This window comes from Sandaracinaceae bacterium, assembly GCA_016706685.1.
Taxonomy (GTDB): domain Bacteria; phylum Myxococcota_A; class Polyangia; order Polyangiales; family Houyiibacteriaceae; genus JADJJE01.
Map to the genome: position 1 here is coordinate 23,663 of JADJJE010000012.1, position 14,434 is coordinate 38,096.

The window sequence follows — 14,434 nt, forward strand, 5'->3', positions numbered from 1 at the left end:
ACGTTTGCGCGGAATTCGTAGGCAGATTCGCAGATGCCTGCCCGCGCAAACCAGGATGTGAGTATTGACTAAGCCAACGACCTCTTCGAGACCCCTCCACACTGCCATGTTCGGGGGTGCATCATGAGCACCTTCGAGAAGCGAGCCCGCGAGGACAAGCGGAACGACAAGGCGCGCCAGAAGGAGCAGCGCCGCAACGAGAAGCGCTTCCAGGCCCCGGCCGCGCACGAGGTCATCTCGGCGCACGAGGTCAACGGCAACGTCCGGTCCATCGAAGAGGTCCTGAAGTCGATGCAGGGGGAGAACCGCGTCCAGCGCAGCGCCCCCCCGATCCCGTCCAAGCTCTTTGTGGGGAGCCTCAGCGACATGACCACCAGTGCGTCACTGCAGGCGCACTTCTCGGCCAACTTCGCCATCTCCGAGGCCGTGGTCATCACGGACCGCGGCACCGGCGCCTCGCGCAACTTCGGCTTCGTCACGGCCACCGACCGCAAGGACGCGCCGGCCATCATCGAGGCGTTCCACCAGAGCGAGCTCGACGGCAACCGCATCGTCGTGAGCGTGGCCACCGAGAACCGCTGAGGTCAGAGGCGGTGACCAGCGCACCGCGCATCGGCCCCCTGCGTAACGCCATCGCGTCGCTGGGGGCCTTTGTGATCTACGTGCTCATTCGCCTGTTCGGGCGCCGCGTGCAGCCCGCCGAGGCGCCATGGCTCATGGGCCCCATCGGGGGCGAGCACATCGGCGACAGGCCCTATGACGAGTACGCCGCCGAGCACGGCCTCGAGGTGGTGCGCAACGCGCGTGAGGGTGGCCTCATCCCCAGCTTTGAAGCTCTGGCGGGCCCGAGCTTCGATCCCAGCCTCATCGCCCCCGAGGTGCGCGACTTCTACGAGCACACCGGCGCGTACCGCATGGACGTGTGGGCCAAGACCTTCTTCCCGTCCAACCTGGCCCTGTGGCTCCTGGTCACCACCATCAGCCGCAAGGTGGACCAGCTGAACTTCCCGGTGGACACCTTCGACACGGCCTCGGGCATGGACAGCGAGATCGTGCTGCTGCGCGACGCGCACGGCGAAGTGCGCTGCACCGGCTGGTTCCGCCGCCTCGTGGAAGGCGGCCGCGTGCTCTACACGGGCTTCTACACCAGCCAAGTGGTCCCGGGTCACACGTCGGCCTGCGTGAAGGTCGCGTTCCCCATGCCCAACGGGAACGCCACCGTCATCCTGCGCCCCGAGGTGGGCGAGGGCGGGGCCCTGATCCTCGACAGCAGCGGCCCGGGCTTCGGCAACGTGGGCTTTTACCGCATGCAGCGCTTCGGGCGCGGCGACGCGCTCACCGTGTGGAAGATCCGGTCCTTGAAGGAACGCTTCCGCGTGTACCTGGACGCTGAGCGCGTGGTGCGCTGCGACCACGCCATCCGCTTCCTGGGGCTGCCGGTGCTGAGCCTGCACTACCGAATTCAGCGGAAGGGCTGACGCGCGCTGCTCGTGTCTCGGAGGAACGGGCCACAGTCGGCTTGCCGTCGAGGTCCGCCTGCCCCCATACTAGACAACTGTCTAATCCGAACCCGAGGCACGAATGACCATCTCGCTTGCTGCGCTGAAGGCCCAGGTCCGCTCCCAGAAGACGCTGATTCCATCCCTGTACGGGGGCGTGGACTTCGAGACGGTGCCCGAGCGCTTCACGCGCGACCCCAACGTGCAGAGCATGCTGCCCGGCGGGTTTGCGGCGAAGTACCGGGGGAAGGTGCTCGCGGACACGGACTCCGTGGAGCGCATGCTCGCGTACACCATGCTGGGCGACGTGGTGGCCGACGCGTATGCGGCGCTCATTCCGCAGTACGGCTTCAAGCGGCTGATCGACATGCTGGTGTCGGCCTGCCAGCACGGCATCGAGTCCGTGCCTGACGCGCCGCCCGAGCTGGAGCGCTTCATCGCTTCGATGGAGAAGCGGCCCGACTGGATCGATCCGAAGCTGAGCGCGCAGGGAGCGCGGGCCGAGCGCGTGTCCATGGCGCTGTTCGTGCCGTTCGTGATCCGCGGGGCGTTCATCGCCACGTTCTTGAACAAGTACTCGGGGCTGCCCATGGCCATGACGGGCACGCTGTCCGACGACTCGGCGGTGCAGCGCGTGAAGGAGACCGCCAGCTTCTTCACCACGGCGTCGCTGCCCGGGGCGCTCGACCGCTTTGGCGCCGGCTTCCGCGCCGCCGCGATGGTGCGCCTGATGCACTCCATGGTGCGCATGAACCTGCTGGTGCGGTCCGGTCGCTGGGACGTGGCGACCTACGGCATCCCCATCCCGCAGGTGGACCAGATGCCCGCGGGCACCATGCCGGCCTTCGTCACGGCCTACCGCGCCGTGCACGAGAAGCGCGGCTTCACGCGGCGTGAGCGCGCGGTGGTGGAGCACTGCCGCCACCAGTGCTTCTTGCTGGGCCTGCCGCCGGAGCTGCTGCTCGAGACGCCACAAGACATCTTCGACTCCATGCTGGTGTACACGGCCACGCTGCGCGACGGTTACGACGACGCCACCAACGGGGCGCTGGTGCGCGCCACCATGTCGGCCTACCTGCCCGAGAGCCACGAGCTGCCGGGACGCATCCAGAACGCGCTCGAGCGCAGCATCTCGAAGGTGTTCTTCCGCCACACGTTCCGCGTGCCCACCGACAAGGTGCGCATGATGGGCATGGTCCCGAGCCCGCTCGACTACGCCATCTTCACCGCGTTCCAGGCCTATGTGTGGCCCACGCTGTTCGCGCACATGGCCGCCGAGCGCATCCCCGTGGTGGAGGGCATGGCCGACCGCTGGCTGGTGAAGCGCATCGACGAGCTGCTGGTGAGCTACGGCCACGCCGAGTACACCACCGACCCCAGCAAGTACGCGGTGGCGCGCCCGAGCCACGGGGCGAGCCCCATGCCGCACATGCGGCCCGCCACGGTCTGACGCGGGCTCAGGTGCCCGGCGCCACGCTCTCGATGCTGCCCGTGACCTCACCGGCGGCCGCGAGCGTGTTGGTGATGGTGCCGAACTTGCGAATGTTCCGGTGCAGCAGCTCGACGCGCGCCCGTGGTTCGTCGGTGACCACGCGCAGCACGTAGCTCACCCGCGCGATGCGTGGCGGTGGCTCTTCACGCTCGGCCGTGACCTCCACGCTGGCGGACTCGTACTGGAACGACAGGATGTGCGAGAAGCGCTCCACGTTCTTGAGGATGCAGGCGCACAGGGCCGCGGCCAGCACGTCGCTCGGCCCGGGCAGCGCGTCCAGACGGCCTGCGGTCCCGTCGAAAGGGACATCGAGCCCGTGGGCCAAGAGCCGCCCCTCGCCGCCCGCGCGCACGCTGCCCGTTGCGTGATAGCGCTGCTTCGCGGTCACAGCGGCGCCCCTTGCACCAGGCTGCTGGCTGCCGCCGGGGTGACCACCAGCGGCGGCGAGGCCCCCGCGCTCCACGGCTCGAGCACCACCTTCGTGGCGTGCGCCGCCAGCTCACGCAGGTGGGTGGCCTCGTGGGCTCTCCGCATGCGCAGCACGGGGTCGGTCACCTGCAGCGGCGTGAGGCTCTGGTTCACGACCCACGCGAAGGGCTTGATGTCGGCGCGGGCGAGGTCGCGCTCCAGCTGCATGGCCTCGTGCAGCGGAGTGGCTTCGGGCAGCGTGACCAGCAGCACGTGGGTGAACAGCGGGTCTCGCAGGCGGGGGAGCAGGCGCTGCACGGCCTCGGGGCTGCCGCTCGGCTTCTTGAGCACCTCGCGGTGGTACGACTCGGCCGCGTCCAGCAGCAGCACGGTGTGGCCCGTGGGTGCGGTGTCGATGATCACGAAGCGGTCTTCGCCCTCTGCGACGGCCTCGGCGAACGCGCGGAAGACCGCGATCTCCTCGGTGCAGGGGCTGCGCAGGTCTTCCTCCAGCAGGGCCCGGCCGGCGGCGTCGAGGTCGGCACCGGCCGTGGCGAGCACCTCGGCGGTGTACCGCGCTGTCTCGCGCGCGGGGTCGATGCGCGTGACCCACAGGCTGGCGGCGCCGCCGCTCAGGTCGCGCACCGCTTGCTCCACGTGGGCCGCAGGGTCCGTGGTGGTGAGCGTGACGTCGAAGCCCCGGCGCGCGAGCTGGCTGGCCACGCGCGCGGCCACGGTGGTCTTGCCCACGCCGCCCTTGCCCATGGTCATCACCACGCCCTTGCCCTGCACGGCCAACTCGTCGATCAGGCTGTCGAGCGAGGCGCCGTGGAAGGGAAGGGCGTCGGGCGTGGGCGGCGCGTCACCCGCGGCCTCGTCGAACGTGCCCATCTTGCGGAGCGCCTCGATGCCCACGAGCCCGAACGGCAGCAACGGCACGTCCACGCGCGCGAGCCCGCGCAGCCCCTCGGGGAGCGCCTCGAGCGAGGCTCGGCCGCGCGCCTCCATGGCCACCGCGGTGGCGTCGCTGGTGTCTCGGGCGCGGAACACGCCGTTCAAGATGAGCCGCACGTTGCCCACCCCCAGCTGGGCCAGCTCTGCGCGGGTGCGCTCGGCTTCCTTGAGCGACGAGCGATCGGGGCGCGCCACCAGCACGAGGATGGTCTGCGCGGGGTCGCGCAGCGCCTGGTTCGAGGCGGCGTACAGCGCCTTCTGCGCATCCAAGCCCGACAGCGGTCCGAGGCACGAGGTGCCGCCCACGTTGGCGTCGATGAAGCCGGTCCACGCGGCGGGCAGCTCCAGCAGGCGCAGCGTGTGGCCGGTGGGCGCCGTGTCGAAGATGACGTGGTCGAACGCGGCCGTGGCAGCCTCGTCCCCCAGCAGCTTCGAGAACTCGTCGAACGCCGCGATCTCCACCGTGCAGGCGCCCGAGAGCTGCTCTTCCATGCTGGCCACGGCCACGGCGGGGAGCACGCCTCGATAGGGCCCCACGATGCGCTCGCGGTAGTCGTGCGCGGCCTGCTCGGGGTCGATGTTCAGCGCGGACAGGCCCGGCACACGCGGCACCGCGGTGGGCGCCGAAGTGAGCGTCACGCCCAGCACCTCGTCGAGGTTGGACGCGGGGTCGGTGCTCACGAGCAGCACCCGCTTGCCTTCGTCGGTGAGGCCGATGGCGGTGGCGCAGGCGGCGGAGGTCTTGCCCACGCCACCCTTGCCCGTGAAGAAGAGGATGCGCGTGGGGCTTTGGATGAGGTTGGACATGGGGCTCTCAGCTGGCGGTGGCGGTGGGTGCGCTGACGCCGGCCCAAGCGGCCAGCTCATCGCGCGACGGGTACGTGCCCACGCTCTTCACGTCGCCGTTCACGTTGATCAAGGGCAGCGCGGCCTCGCCCCTGGCCTCGAGCGCGGCCTTTACCGCGGCGTCTTGTGCGAACGCCGCCGGCTGCTTCGACAGGTTGAAGCGCTGCACCGAGACCCCTTGGCTCTCGAGCCAGGCCAGGTCTGCGGCGAAGCGCGCCAGCCGTGGGTCCACGGCGGGGCCGCAGACACCGGAGGAGCAGCACATGGCGGGATCGAAGACGCGGACACTAGACATGGGGCGAGCCTTTCCGGGGCGGGCAGAGGAGGTGAGCAGGCGAGTCGTGGCTCTTTTGCGCCGGGGTTGCGCGCTGGCTCCCACCGCGCGCCAACCATGCGTTGCGCTGCGCGACGGCGCGGCGTGGCATTGCCGATGGGAGGGGAATCGAGGAACGCACGCAACGAGCGAACGCACGTCTCGTGCCACTGCGGCGCTCCAGGTTCCCGCAACGCCTGCGCCCGCTGCCACGCTGCCCCGCTGCTCAGCGCCGTGGCGCGTAGCGCAGCTGCACCAGCCCCCCGCCAATGGGGCGGGAGCCCAGCAGCTCGAGCTCGTGCCGCCGCGTGACCCCCGTGAACAGCGGGATGCCTGCACCGAGCACGATGGGGACGAGCGTGACCGTGAGCTCGTCCACCAGGCCGGCGTCGAGCGAAGCTCGAATCATGGCGCCTCCGTCGATGTAGACGTCGCGCTCCCCAGCGACCTCCTGGGCCTGCTGCACCAGGCTCGCGATGCTGCCGCTCACAGCGCGCACGGAGGCCCGCTGCGGCAGAAGCGGGCGTGTGGTGGCCACCAGCACGGGCGTGTTGCGATACTGCCAGGGGCCCTCGAACGCGCTGACCACGTCATAGCTGCGCCGGCCCATCAGCAGGGCGCCCACCTCAGCGAAGAACGGGGTGAAGGTGTCTTCCACTCCCTCAAAATGGATGAGCCAGTCGAGCTCGTCGTTGGGGCCTGCGATGAAGCCGTCGAGGGACATGGCCATGAACGCGTGAGTTCGTCTCATGCGCGCGAGGCTACCCAGAGGGTGTGACACCGCCGCGCTGACCTCCCGGCCTGACGCGGTCGCGCGTGGTCAGCTGCCTTCGGGTGGCTTGCCCGTGGCGGCGGCGGCGGCTTCGCGCAGCTTGTCCTTCTTGCTCTTGCGCTTGCCCTTGATGCCGCCGTTCGGGTCGCGTGGGGACACGGCCTCCTGGCGCGGCTCGAACCCGGGCACCTGTTCACGCGGAATCGACAGCCCGTTGCGGCGCTCGATCAGCGCGAAGTGGGCGCTGCTCTCGGCGGTGAGGAAGCTGATGGCCACGCCGCTGTCGCTGGCGCGCCCCGTGCGGCCGATGCGGTGCACGTAGTCCGACGGCGAGCGCGGCAAGTCGTAGTTCACCACCGCCGGCAGCTGCGCGATGTCCACGCCGCGGGCCGCTAGGTCGGTGGCCACCAGCACGCGCAGGCGCCGCTCCTTGAAGTCCTGGAGCGCCTTGCTGCGGGTGCCCTGGCTGAGGTCGCCGTGCAGCGCGGCCGTGCCGATGCCCGCCTTCACGAGCTTGCCCGTGACGTGCTCGGCCGCGTGCTGGCTGGCCACGAACACCAGCACGTGCGTCCAGGCCTCTGTCGTGAGCAGGTGGCGCAGCAGCATGGTGCGCGAGCCCGCGTCCACCTCGATGGCACGCTGCGCGATGAGCGACGCATCGGGCGCGGCGCCGGCGTCCACGTTGAGCGCCACCGGGTCCACCAGCAGCGTGGCTGCGAGCTGCTGCACGGCAGGCGGGAAGGTGGCCGAGAACAGCAGGCTCTGGCGCTTCGCAGGCAAGAGCGCGGTGAGGCGCGCCAGCTCGTCGGCGAAGCCCGCGGAGAGCAGCCGGTCGGCTTCGTCGAGCACCAGCATCTCGATGCCACCGAGGCGCAGCGCGTTCTGCTCCACCAGGTCCAGCAGGCGGCCGGGCGTGCCCACCACGATGTCCACGTCCGAGCGCAGCTCCATCATCTGCGGGTTGATGGACACACCGCCCACCACCACGCACACGCGGAGCGGCGGCGTCTGGTGCCAGCCAAGGCCTTCGATGACCTCGGCCACCTGCGCCGCGAGCTCGCGCGTGGGCACCACCACCAGCGCGCGCGGCAGGCGTCGTGAGGCCGCGGGCGCAGCGCTCAGGCGCTCCAGCAAGGGCAGGGCGAACGCGGCGGTCTTGCCCGAGCCGGTCATGGCCGAGGCCCACACGTCGCGGCCCTCGAGGATGGGCGGGATGGCGGCCGCTTGAACGGGGGTCGGCGCGCCGTAGCCCAGCTCAGTGGTTGAGCGGACCAGGGCGGGGGACAAGCCGAGAGACGAGAAGGTCATGCAGCGGCGCGTTCTGCATCATCTCCGACCCAAAGTCGCCCCGGCACGCGGGCTCCCGCGTAAGCTCGCCGTGATGGGCCTCCTGACCTTCGGCATCAACCTCACCCTGGACGGCTGCTGCGACCACACCGCGGGGATCCCCGATGACGAGCTGCACGACTACTTCACCGGCCTGATGGGCGGCGCCGGCGCGATGCTGTGGGGCCGCACCACCTACGAGATGATGGAAGGCTACTGGCCGGCGGTCGCGCGCGACGAAGAGGCGCCGCGCGCCGAGCGCGAGTGGGCGCTCGAGCTGGACACCAAGCCGAAGTACGTGGTGTCGACCACGCGCCACGACTTCCCGTGGCAGAACACCGTCCACGTGCAGGGCGACCTGCGCGAGGCGGTGCAGCAGATCAAGGACCGGACGCCGGCCGGCGTGCTGCTCGGCAGCCTGACGCTGGGCGCCGAGCTGCAGCGGCTGGATCTGATCGACGAGTACCGGCTGGTCATCCACCCGGTGCTGGCTGGTCGCGGGCCGCGGCTGTTCGACGGGCTCACGGAGTCGCGGCAGCTCGAGCTGGTTTCGAGTCAGACCTTCAAGGCCGGGCAGACCGCGCTGCACCTCCGCCGCCGGCCCGTTTCCCCGTGAAGGTCGCAGTGATCGGCTGCGGCGCCGAGGGGGCCCGCCACGCGGCGGTGGTCGTCGATGCCGGCGACGAGCTGGTGGCGGTGGTCGACCTCCACGCCGAGCGGGCGGAGGCCCTGGGAGCCCGGTTCCGCTGCGCAGGGCTGACCGAGGTGCCGCCAGAGGCCGAGGCGGTGGTGGTAGCCACCCCCGCGGGATCGCACCGCGAGGTGCTCGACCGTGAACTCGGAGCCGGCCGGTGGGTCCTGTGTGAGGCCCCGTTGGTGCTGCCGGGGGAGCGAATCAGCAGCCCGACCGAGCGGCTGGCGCCGGCGATGCCCGAGCGGTTTCACCCCGTCTGGGACGCGGTCAACCACGCCGAGCTCACCGGGATCACGCTGGTGCGGAACCACCCCGGACCGGACGGAGGGGAAGACGTGGACGTGGTGCTGGATCGGATGATCCACGACCTCGATCGCGTGCTGAGCTGGAGCGGGAAGCAGACGGCCCTCGAGGTCCAGGCGCCGGGCTGGCCCCACCAGGCTCAGGTCTCGCTGAAGGTGGGGAACCGCGACGTGGTGCTCATGGCCAATCGACGCAGCGAGCTCCGGACGCTGGTCTTCACCGAGACCGCCAATGGGCCCGACACCCTGCGAGACAGCTACAGCATCGTGCCCGACCCGCAGTGCCTGAGCCGCCAGTGGGCCGCCTTCCAGCGGTTCGCGCGGGGTGAGGCCTTCCCGGTGAGCGTCGACCACGCCCTGGCGGTCATCGAGCTGGCTGCGGAGGTCGCCCGGCGCGCGGGCTGGTCGTGATTTGGTACGGTGATGCGACACGTCCGCGAGGCAAGTCAGGTCTCGCGTCCGCGGCTGGAGTGCGATAGGGTATCGTCCATTATGGTCAATAATAAGACTATCCGCAAGTTCACGCGGAGCGCAGCCCTCCTCGGGCTCACCCTGGGACACCTGCTGCCGTTCGCGTCCACGGCCTCCGCCGGCGGGCTCGAGTGGCCTGGCCTCGGCACGCGAGGAGCTGGCCGCGCGGGGGCGTGGCGGGCCCGCTCCGACACCTCACTGGCCTTGCACGTGAACCCCGCCAACCTCGCACGCCTCGCCGGGACGCAAGCCGAGATTGCTTTCCACCTCGGCACGTCGAACGTGTGCTTCGACCGCACCGGGACGCCCACGCAGGACGGGAACGGCAACTCGCGGGTGCCCACCACGCCCGACCCGAACGACACGGTGTTCGGGACCCAAGCAGAGTACGGCGACGTGGAGTATCCGCGCCTGTGCAACAACCGCGGCCTCTTCCCGCTGCCGCAGCTCGCGCTCAGCTTGCGCCCGCACCGCCGCGTGGGCATCGGCCTCGGGGTGATCACGCCCAACGCCCCGACCGCTGGCGCATCGTTCGGCGACTCCGAGGGGACCATGCCGGCCCCCGACGCGCCCAACGGCAGGCTGCCCAACGCGTCTCGCTACGACGTGGTGCGCGCCAACCTGCTGCTGGCCTGGGTGACCGCAGGCGTCGGCGTGGAGCTGCATCCGCGGCTGCGCTTCGGGGCCACCTTCGGGTGGGGCTTCGCCAACATCCAGTACACCACGGTCAGCGCACCCCTGGCCGGCGAGAGCCCGGTGCTGGACATCCTCGCCGTGCTCTCGGTCAAGGACCGCTTCGTTCCGCGGGTCAGCGGCTCGCTCGCGGCGGAGCCCATCGATGGCCTCGACCTGCTCGCAGGCTTCGTCTGGATCAACCACATACGTGCCACCGGCGACCTGCGGCTGCGGTCGTATCACTACGCCACGGAGGAGACCGTCAACCAGCTCAACCCGCGCTTCGGATCGTCCCGCACGGATCGCACCTTCGGTGCCAAGCTGTTCGCCCCGCAGGCCTCTTCGCTGAGCTTCGCCGCGCGCTGGGCCCAAATCCGTCCGAGCGCCTACGACACCGACGAGAGCGGCCAGCGCCGGCGACGCGAAGCGCGCGACCCGATGAACGACGAGGTCTTCGACATCGAGCTGGGCGTGGACGTGTCGCTCGGCCGAGTGGTCGATGCATTCCTGATTGGCCCTCACGGCCGCTCCGACGTCGACAACCGCCTGGATACCGGCGTCACCGGCGTGTCCATCGTGGAGTCGCCGGAGTTCGAGCTACGCCAGAACTGGAAGACGCAGGTGGGGGTGATGCTCGGCGCGGACTACAACGTGCTGCCGGGGCGGCTGGCCCTGCGCGCCGGGGTCTCGTACGAAAACGACGGAATCGAGCCCGGCAGCGAGCGCACGGGCTTCCTGCCCTGGTCACGCGTGAGCTTCGCGGTGGGCCTCACGCTGCGCGTCGATCGCTTGGAGGTGAGCATGGCCTACCAGCACATGCACTTCTTCACCCGCACCAACACCGAAGAGGAAGCGAACATGCGCCAGACCACGTTGACCGGGGGCAACGTGATCAACGCGGGGCGCTTCACGGCGCGCGGCGACGTGGTGTCGCTGTCCATGGCGTACCGCTTCGCGCCGCGGGCGCAGTGAATCAGAGCGCGCCCGCGACTAGCGCTGCTCAGGGCCGGTGCGCAGTCGGAAGAGGGGCCACGCCAGCTCCACGTACCAAGGCTGCGGAACCAGGCCCTCGATGCCGTAGGTCTCTGGATAGCGCCGCGTGATGCGCGCGGTGCCGAAGAGCACGTCCCACAGGAAGAGCAGGTTGCCGTAGTTGCCCGCGTAGTGCGTGATGCCGTCCTCCGCGTGTTGCCCGTGGTGCATGCTGTGCGTCGAAGGGGTGGAGATGACGCGCTCGACGACCCACATGACCTTGTCCAGCGCGGGGATGCGATAGAGCGGCGCGTCCCAGCGCGTGCTCGAGTGGGCCCCGGCGATCACGGCCAGCTTGACCACGATGTACACCGCGTAGACCGAGCCCAGACCCAAGTGCACCAGCGCGCCGCTGATCCACATGCTGGGCATGAGCGCGTAGTAGAAGAGGTTGTTGCGGTACATCATCTGCACGCTCATGTACCCAGCCGAGTGGTGCGCGCGGTGCAGGGTGTAGAGGAAGGGCACGCTGTGGGAGGCCCGGTGCCACGCGTACTGCGTGAGGTCGTCGCCCACCAGAAAGAGCAGGACCATCGCCCAGACCGGCAGGTCGCTCCACGCGCCGCGGCTGCCGGGCAAAAGCCAGTCCAGCAGCGCGGCCGACCCCAGCACCACGGCCGGGCTGGTCATCAGGGCGATGATGCCGCTCGAGAGCAGGTCCAGGCGCCAGTCGTCCTTGGTGATGGGGCGCGTGCGGAAGTGACCCCGCAGGAGCTCGGCGAAGGCGAAGGCGAAGTAGACGGCCACGATCAGGGGGCGGTGATCCATGCCCCACACGGTGCGTTGCCCGATACATAATGAAAAGTGGTATGTTTTCAACTGTTCATGCCAAACAGGAATATGAGGCCCGCACAGTACGACCTGCGTCACCTTCGTCACTTCGTGTCCGCACACGAACACGGGACGCTGCAGGCGGCGGCGACCCACCTGCACGTCAGCCAGTCGGCCCTGACCAAGTCCATTCAGCGCTTGGAGGAGACGCTGGGTGCGCCGCTCTTCGACCGCAGCGGTCGGCGCTTGGTGCTCAACCCCCTGGGTCAGCGCATGTTGCGCCGGGCCGAAGCGCTGTTGCGCTCGGCGGACGACCTGCAGCGCGAAGCCGATTTGCACATGCACGCGGAGATTGGTGAGGTGGTCTTGGGCGTGGGGCCCGTGGTGGCGCTCGGCCGCCTGCCGGACGTGCTCACGCGCTACTGCGCGGCCCACCCCACGGTGCGCGTCGTGGTTCGCGCGGGCTCCACACAGAGTCTGGTGCCGAGGCTCATGGAGGGCGAGCTGCACTTCGTGGTGGCGGACCACGAGCTGCCGTCCGGCAACCCCGCGTTGCACGCGCGCTCGCTCGGTCCAGACCCCATCGGGGTCGCCGTGCGGCCGGGCCACCCGCTCCGGCGCCGACGCAAGCCCCTCACGCTGCTGGAGCTGCGGAACTATCCGCGCGCGGCGGCCCCGGCGCCTCCGCGCATCCGAGCATGGGCACAGCAGGACGCCGTGGAGGCCGGGGTCGCGGTGGACCTGACCTGCGACAACTACGAGGTCCTCGTCACCGTGGCGGAGCGGACGGACACGCTGGTCTTCGGGACCCGCTCCGTGCTCGAGCGCTACGAGCGCACCGGGCGCGTCCGGATGTTGCCGTTCACCTACCCGAGCCCGGCCAGCGAGCCCGCCGTGCTGTCGGTGCGCGACCGCCCCCTGGCGCCGGCCGTGTACGCGCTGATGGACGAGTTCGAGTACGAAGACGCTCCAACCTAGTCAGAGCGCGTTCTGCGCAACAGCGAACGTGTCGCACTGCCGACCGTCCCCGCTGTCGAAGCCGCGACGGAACCAGCGCATGCGCTGTTCGGACGAGCCGTGGGTGAACGCGCGGCGGTCGTCGTGGCCGAGCGTGTCGTCGCCGATGGCGTGGGCTGCGCCGAGCGCCTCGGCGAGGTCAGCCTCCGTGATCTCGAGGCTGGCCCTGGCCTTGTGACCCCACACGCCCGCGAGGCAGTCGGCCTGGAGCTCCACGCGCACGGACACCTGGTTGTCGGTCTCGCCGGGCATGCTGCGCGGGACGCCGATGACATGCTGGATGTGGTGCCCGATCTCGTGCGCGATGACGTACGCCTGCGCGAAGTCCCCGGGGGCGCGGAGCTGCGTCTCCATCACCTGATAGAACCCCGGGTCGATGTACAGGCGCTGGTCGGCGGGGCAGTAGAAGGGGCCCACCTCCGAGGTGGCGTTGCCGCATCCGCCCGTGGAGACGGCGGCGCTGAAGACCACGAGGGTGGGGGGCGCGTAGGCCATGGGGCGCCCCCCCGGCACGCGGCCCGCGGGCAGCTCCACCGACCAGACGTCTTCCGTGGAGGCCAGCACCACGCTCGAGAAGTCGCACGCCGCCGCGTTGGTGGGGTTCGCGGCGCAGGCGCTCCCGCCACCACCCGTGGCGCCCTGTGGGCTGCCTCCGAAGAGGGCGCTGCGGATGCTGTCCGGCATCAGGAAGTACCCGATGCCGAGGACCACCGCGACGACGATCGAGCCCTTCACGCCGAGGACGCGGACGAGGCCGAGGAGCGCCTGCACGGGCACACCGCCCCCGCCACCACCTCTGCGGCCGGTGCCGCGGTCTTCTACGTTGTTGGAGCGTCGCTGGCCGTCGGTGCGCATGACCCAACCTAGCACGCCCGGGAGGGACCCGAAGTCGCTCCGGCACGGGATCTGCCATACTGGCTCGTCATGGGACTCGCACACACATGGTCGTTCGCGCTCATCGTGGTCCTGACACTGGGCTGTGAGGGTGGTCCTCACTTCGTCGAACGCGAGCTGCTGCTCGGGAACGGCGGGACCTACGAACTCAGCGCGCTCAACGTCCGCGACGTGGACGACGTCTCGGTGAGCGTGTCGGGCGATGCCGTCACCGCACAACTGACCAGCGAGCCAGGTCTCCTTGGCCCGCGCGCGGTCGTGCGGGTAGAGGCCGTGGCCGAGGGCGTGAGCGTGGTCGAGCTGCAGCGTCGAGAAGACGCGCGGGTGGTCGACCAGCTCAGCATCGAGGTCGCCAGGGTCGAGGAACTCCGCGTCGAGCAGGTACTCGAGGCCGATGTCGCCTACCTGCAAGAGCCCTTTGGGGTGCTCGTGGGTGAGCCCGCGGTGCTGCGGTTCATCGCACGGGACGAGCGGGGTAGGGTCTTCGACCAGTTCTCCCTGGGGCACGCCGACGTCGACCCGGGGGTGGTGTTCCAGGAGCTGTGGAGCGACCACCACTTCTTTCAAGGACCGCCGCCGGGCCGTCCGTGGTGTCGGTCGACGTTGGCCACGGGCAGGTGCGTGACGTCGTCGTGCCGCTCGTAGAGCCCGCGGACATTGCCAGCATTCGCATCGTGCTCGTGGGCGATGGCCTGGTGCGCGTCGCCGCGACGACGTCGGATGGACTGCCCGTGTCCATCTATGTGGCGGACGTCGACTTGGACGGGGAGGCGCGCCAGGCCGTCGGGTTGGGCGTGCTCTACCGGGTGGGGCCGTCCGAACCCCCGTCGGGCTCTGTGGTGCGCGCCCGCTGGGAAGGCCTGACCGCCACGCACGTGTACTGAGCCCAGAGCGGGGACTCCCGCAGGCCAACTCGCGAGCCACGTCCTCCACCCGCTTGCCTGTACTGCGCATCGCAATACATGCTC

The 14,434-nt window shown here is 70.0% G+C and carries 16 protein-coding genes; 9 read left to right on the forward strand and 7 right to left on the reverse strand.

Annotated features, from left to right (window positions below; genetic code table 11):
- The first annotated feature begins 123 nt into the window (after positions 1 to 123).
- The 3 genes from IPI43_15090 to IPI43_15100 all read left to right on the forward strand — a co-directional run bounded on the left by IPI43_15090 (position 124) and on the right by IPI43_15100 (position 2,949).
- A complete protein-coding gene (locus IPI43_15090; GenBank protein ID MBK7775430.1) occupies positions 124 to 582 on the forward strand; it encodes a hypothetical protein in 459 nt (152 codons plus the stop codon).
- Between the two features lie 11 nt (positions 583 to 593).
- Complete coding sequence (locus tag IPI43_15095; GenBank protein ID MBK7775431.1) at positions 594 to 1,478, forward strand: hypothetical protein; 885 nt, start codon at positions 594 to 596, stop codon at positions 1,476 to 1,478.
- A 103-nt stretch (positions 1,479 to 1,581) separates the two neighbouring features.
- Positions 1,582 to 2,949, forward strand: a complete 1,368-nt coding sequence (locus IPI43_15100; protein MBK7775432.1) for a DUF2236 domain-containing protein — start codon at positions 1,582 to 1,584, stop codon at positions 2,947 to 2,949.
- A gap of 7 nt (positions 2,950 to 2,956) precedes the next feature.
- Here the strand turns inward: IPI43_15100 and IPI43_15105 are convergent, their stop codons facing one another.
- The 5 genes from IPI43_15105 to IPI43_15125 all read right to left on the reverse strand — a co-directional run bounded on the left by IPI43_15105 (position 2,957) and on the right by IPI43_15125 (position 7,592).
- The gene (locus IPI43_15105; protein MBK7775433.1) at positions 2,957 to 3,379 is read right to left on the reverse strand and encodes an OsmC family protein; all 423 of its coding nucleotides are present in this window, start codon (positions 3,377 to 3,379) and stop codon (positions 2,957 to 2,959) included.
- Complete coding sequence (gene arsA / locus IPI43_15110; GenBank protein MBK7775434.1) at positions 3,376 to 5,160, reverse strand: arsenical pump-driving ATPase; 1,785 nt, start codon at positions 5,158 to 5,160, stop codon at positions 3,376 to 3,378. The genes IPI43_15105 and arsA overlap by 4 nt, the downstream gene beginning before the upstream one ends.
- A gap of 7 nt (positions 5,161 to 5,167) precedes the next feature.
- Positions 5,168 to 5,494 (reverse strand): arsenite efflux transporter metallochaperone ArsD, encoded by a 327-nt coding sequence (gene arsD, locus IPI43_15115; GenBank protein MBK7775435.1) that lies wholly within the window; start codon positions 5,492 to 5,494, stop codon positions 5,168 to 5,170.
- Between the two features lie 244 nt (positions 5,495 to 5,738).
- Complete coding sequence (locus tag IPI43_15120; GenBank protein ID MBK7775436.1) at positions 5,739 to 6,263, reverse strand: dihydrofolate reductase; 525 nt, start codon at positions 6,261 to 6,263, stop codon at positions 5,739 to 5,741.
- 69 nt (positions 6,264 to 6,332) lie between these two features.
- Positions 6,333 to 7,592 (reverse strand): DEAD/DEAH box helicase, encoded by a 1,260-nt coding sequence (locus IPI43_15125; GenBank protein ID MBK7775437.1) that lies wholly within the window; start codon positions 7,590 to 7,592, stop codon positions 6,333 to 6,335.
- A gap of 73 nt (positions 7,593 to 7,665) precedes the next feature.
- Here IPI43_15125 and IPI43_15130 point away from each other — a divergent pair, with 73 nt between their 5' ends.
- The 3 genes from IPI43_15130 (at position 7,666) to IPI43_15140 (ending at position 10,724) form a co-directional block, all read left to right on the forward strand.
- Complete coding sequence (locus IPI43_15130) at positions 7,666 to 8,226, forward strand: dihydrofolate reductase family protein (GenBank protein MBK7775438.1); 561 nt, start codon at positions 7,666 to 7,668, stop codon at positions 8,224 to 8,226.
- Positions 8,223 to 9,017 carry a Gfo/Idh/MocA family oxidoreductase gene (locus IPI43_15135; GenBank protein MBK7775439.1) on the forward strand — a complete coding sequence of 265 codons (795 nt, stop codon included), beginning with the start codon at positions 8,223 to 8,225 and terminating at the stop codon, positions 9,015 to 9,017. Before IPI43_15130 ends, IPI43_15135 begins: the two co-directional genes overlap by 4 nt.
- A gap of 81 nt (positions 9,018 to 9,098) precedes the next feature.
- The gene (locus IPI43_15140; GenBank protein MBK7775440.1) at positions 9,099 to 10,724 is read left to right on the forward strand and encodes an outer membrane protein transport protein; all 1,626 of its coding nucleotides are present in this window, start codon (positions 9,099 to 9,101) and stop codon (positions 10,722 to 10,724) included.
- A gap of 18 nt (positions 10,725 to 10,742) precedes the next feature.
- Here the strand turns inward: IPI43_15140 and IPI43_15145 are convergent, their stop codons facing one another.
- Positions 10,743 to 11,552: a sterol desaturase family protein gene (locus IPI43_15145; protein MBK7775441.1), complete on the reverse strand. Its 810-nt coding sequence runs from the start codon at positions 11,550 to 11,552 to the stop codon at positions 10,743 to 10,745.
- Positions 11,553 to 11,609: 57 nt separating this feature from the next.
- Between IPI43_15145 and IPI43_15150 the strand changes: the two genes are divergently transcribed.
- Entirely contained in the window at positions 11,610 to 12,533 is a 924-nt protein-coding gene (locus IPI43_15150; protein MBK7775442.1) for a LysR family transcriptional regulator, read from the forward strand.
- Here the strand turns inward: IPI43_15150 and IPI43_15155 are convergent, their stop codons facing one another.
- The gene (locus IPI43_15155; GenBank protein ID MBK7775443.1) at positions 12,534 to 13,427 is read right to left on the reverse strand and encodes a neutral zinc metallopeptidase; all 894 of its coding nucleotides are present in this window, start codon (positions 13,425 to 13,427) and stop codon (positions 12,534 to 12,536) included.
- A 69-nt stretch (positions 13,428 to 13,496) separates the two neighbouring features.
- On the opposite strand from IPI43_15155, the gene IPI43_15160 reads away from it, so the two are divergent.
- Both IPI43_15160 and IPI43_15165 read left to right on the forward strand, forming a co-directional pair.
- Positions 13,497 to 14,111, forward strand: a complete 615-nt coding sequence (locus IPI43_15160; GenBank protein ID MBK7775444.1) for a hypothetical protein — start codon at positions 13,497 to 13,499, stop codon at positions 14,109 to 14,111.
- On the forward strand, positions 14,084 to 14,350 hold the full coding sequence (locus IPI43_15165; GenBank protein MBK7775445.1) for a hypothetical protein: 267 nt from the start codon (positions 14,084 to 14,086) through the stop codon (positions 14,348 to 14,350). The genes IPI43_15160 and IPI43_15165 overlap by 28 nt, the downstream gene beginning before the upstream one ends.
- Positions 14,351 to 14,434: the final 84 nt, after the last annotated feature.

Bases quoted from the DNA above. Each gene is read 5' to 3' on its own strand.
- IPI43_15145 (MBK7775441.1), bottom strand. From the start codon at position 11,552: ATGGATCACCGCCCCCTGATCGTGGCCGTCTACTTCGCCTTCGCCTTC.
- IPI43_15090 (MBK7775430.1), top strand. From the start codon at position 124: ATGAGCACCTTCGAGAAGCGAGCCCGCGAGGACAAGCGGAACGACAAG.
- IPI43_15125 (MBK7775437.1), bottom strand. From the start codon at position 7,592: ATGACCTTCTCGTCTCTCGGCTTGTCCCCCGCCCTGGTCCGCTCAACC.
- IPI43_15120 (MBK7775436.1), bottom strand. From the start codon at position 6,263: ATGAGACGAACTCACGCGTTCATGGCCATGTCCCTCGACGGCTTCATC.
- IPI43_15155 (MBK7775443.1), bottom strand. From the start codon at position 13,427: ATGCGCACCGACGGCCAGCGACGCTCCAACAACGTAGAAGACCGCGGC.
- arsD (MBK7775435.1), bottom strand. From the start codon at position 5,494: ATGTCTAGTGTCCGCGTCTTCGATCCCGCCATGTGCTGCTCCTCCGGT.
- arsA (MBK7775434.1), bottom strand. From the start codon at position 5,160: ATGTCCAACCTCATCCAAAGCCCCACGCGCATCCTCTTCTTCACGGGC.
- IPI43_15140 (MBK7775440.1), top strand. From the start codon at position 9,099: ATGGTCAATAATAAGACTATCCGCAAGTTCACGCGGAGCGCAGCCCTC.
- IPI43_15160 (MBK7775444.1), top strand. From the start codon at position 13,497: ATGGGACTCGCACACACATGGTCGTTCGCGCTCATCGTGGTCCTGACA.
- IPI43_15130 (MBK7775438.1), top strand. From the start codon at position 7,666: ATGGGCCTCCTGACCTTCGGCATCAACCTCACCCTGGACGGCTGCTGC.
- IPI43_15100 (MBK7775432.1), top strand. From the start codon at position 1,582: ATGACCATCTCGCTTGCTGCGCTGAAGGCCCAGGTCCGCTCCCAGAAG.
- IPI43_15150 (MBK7775442.1), top strand. From the start codon at position 11,610: ATGCCAAACAGGAATATGAGGCCCGCACAGTACGACCTGCGTCACCTT.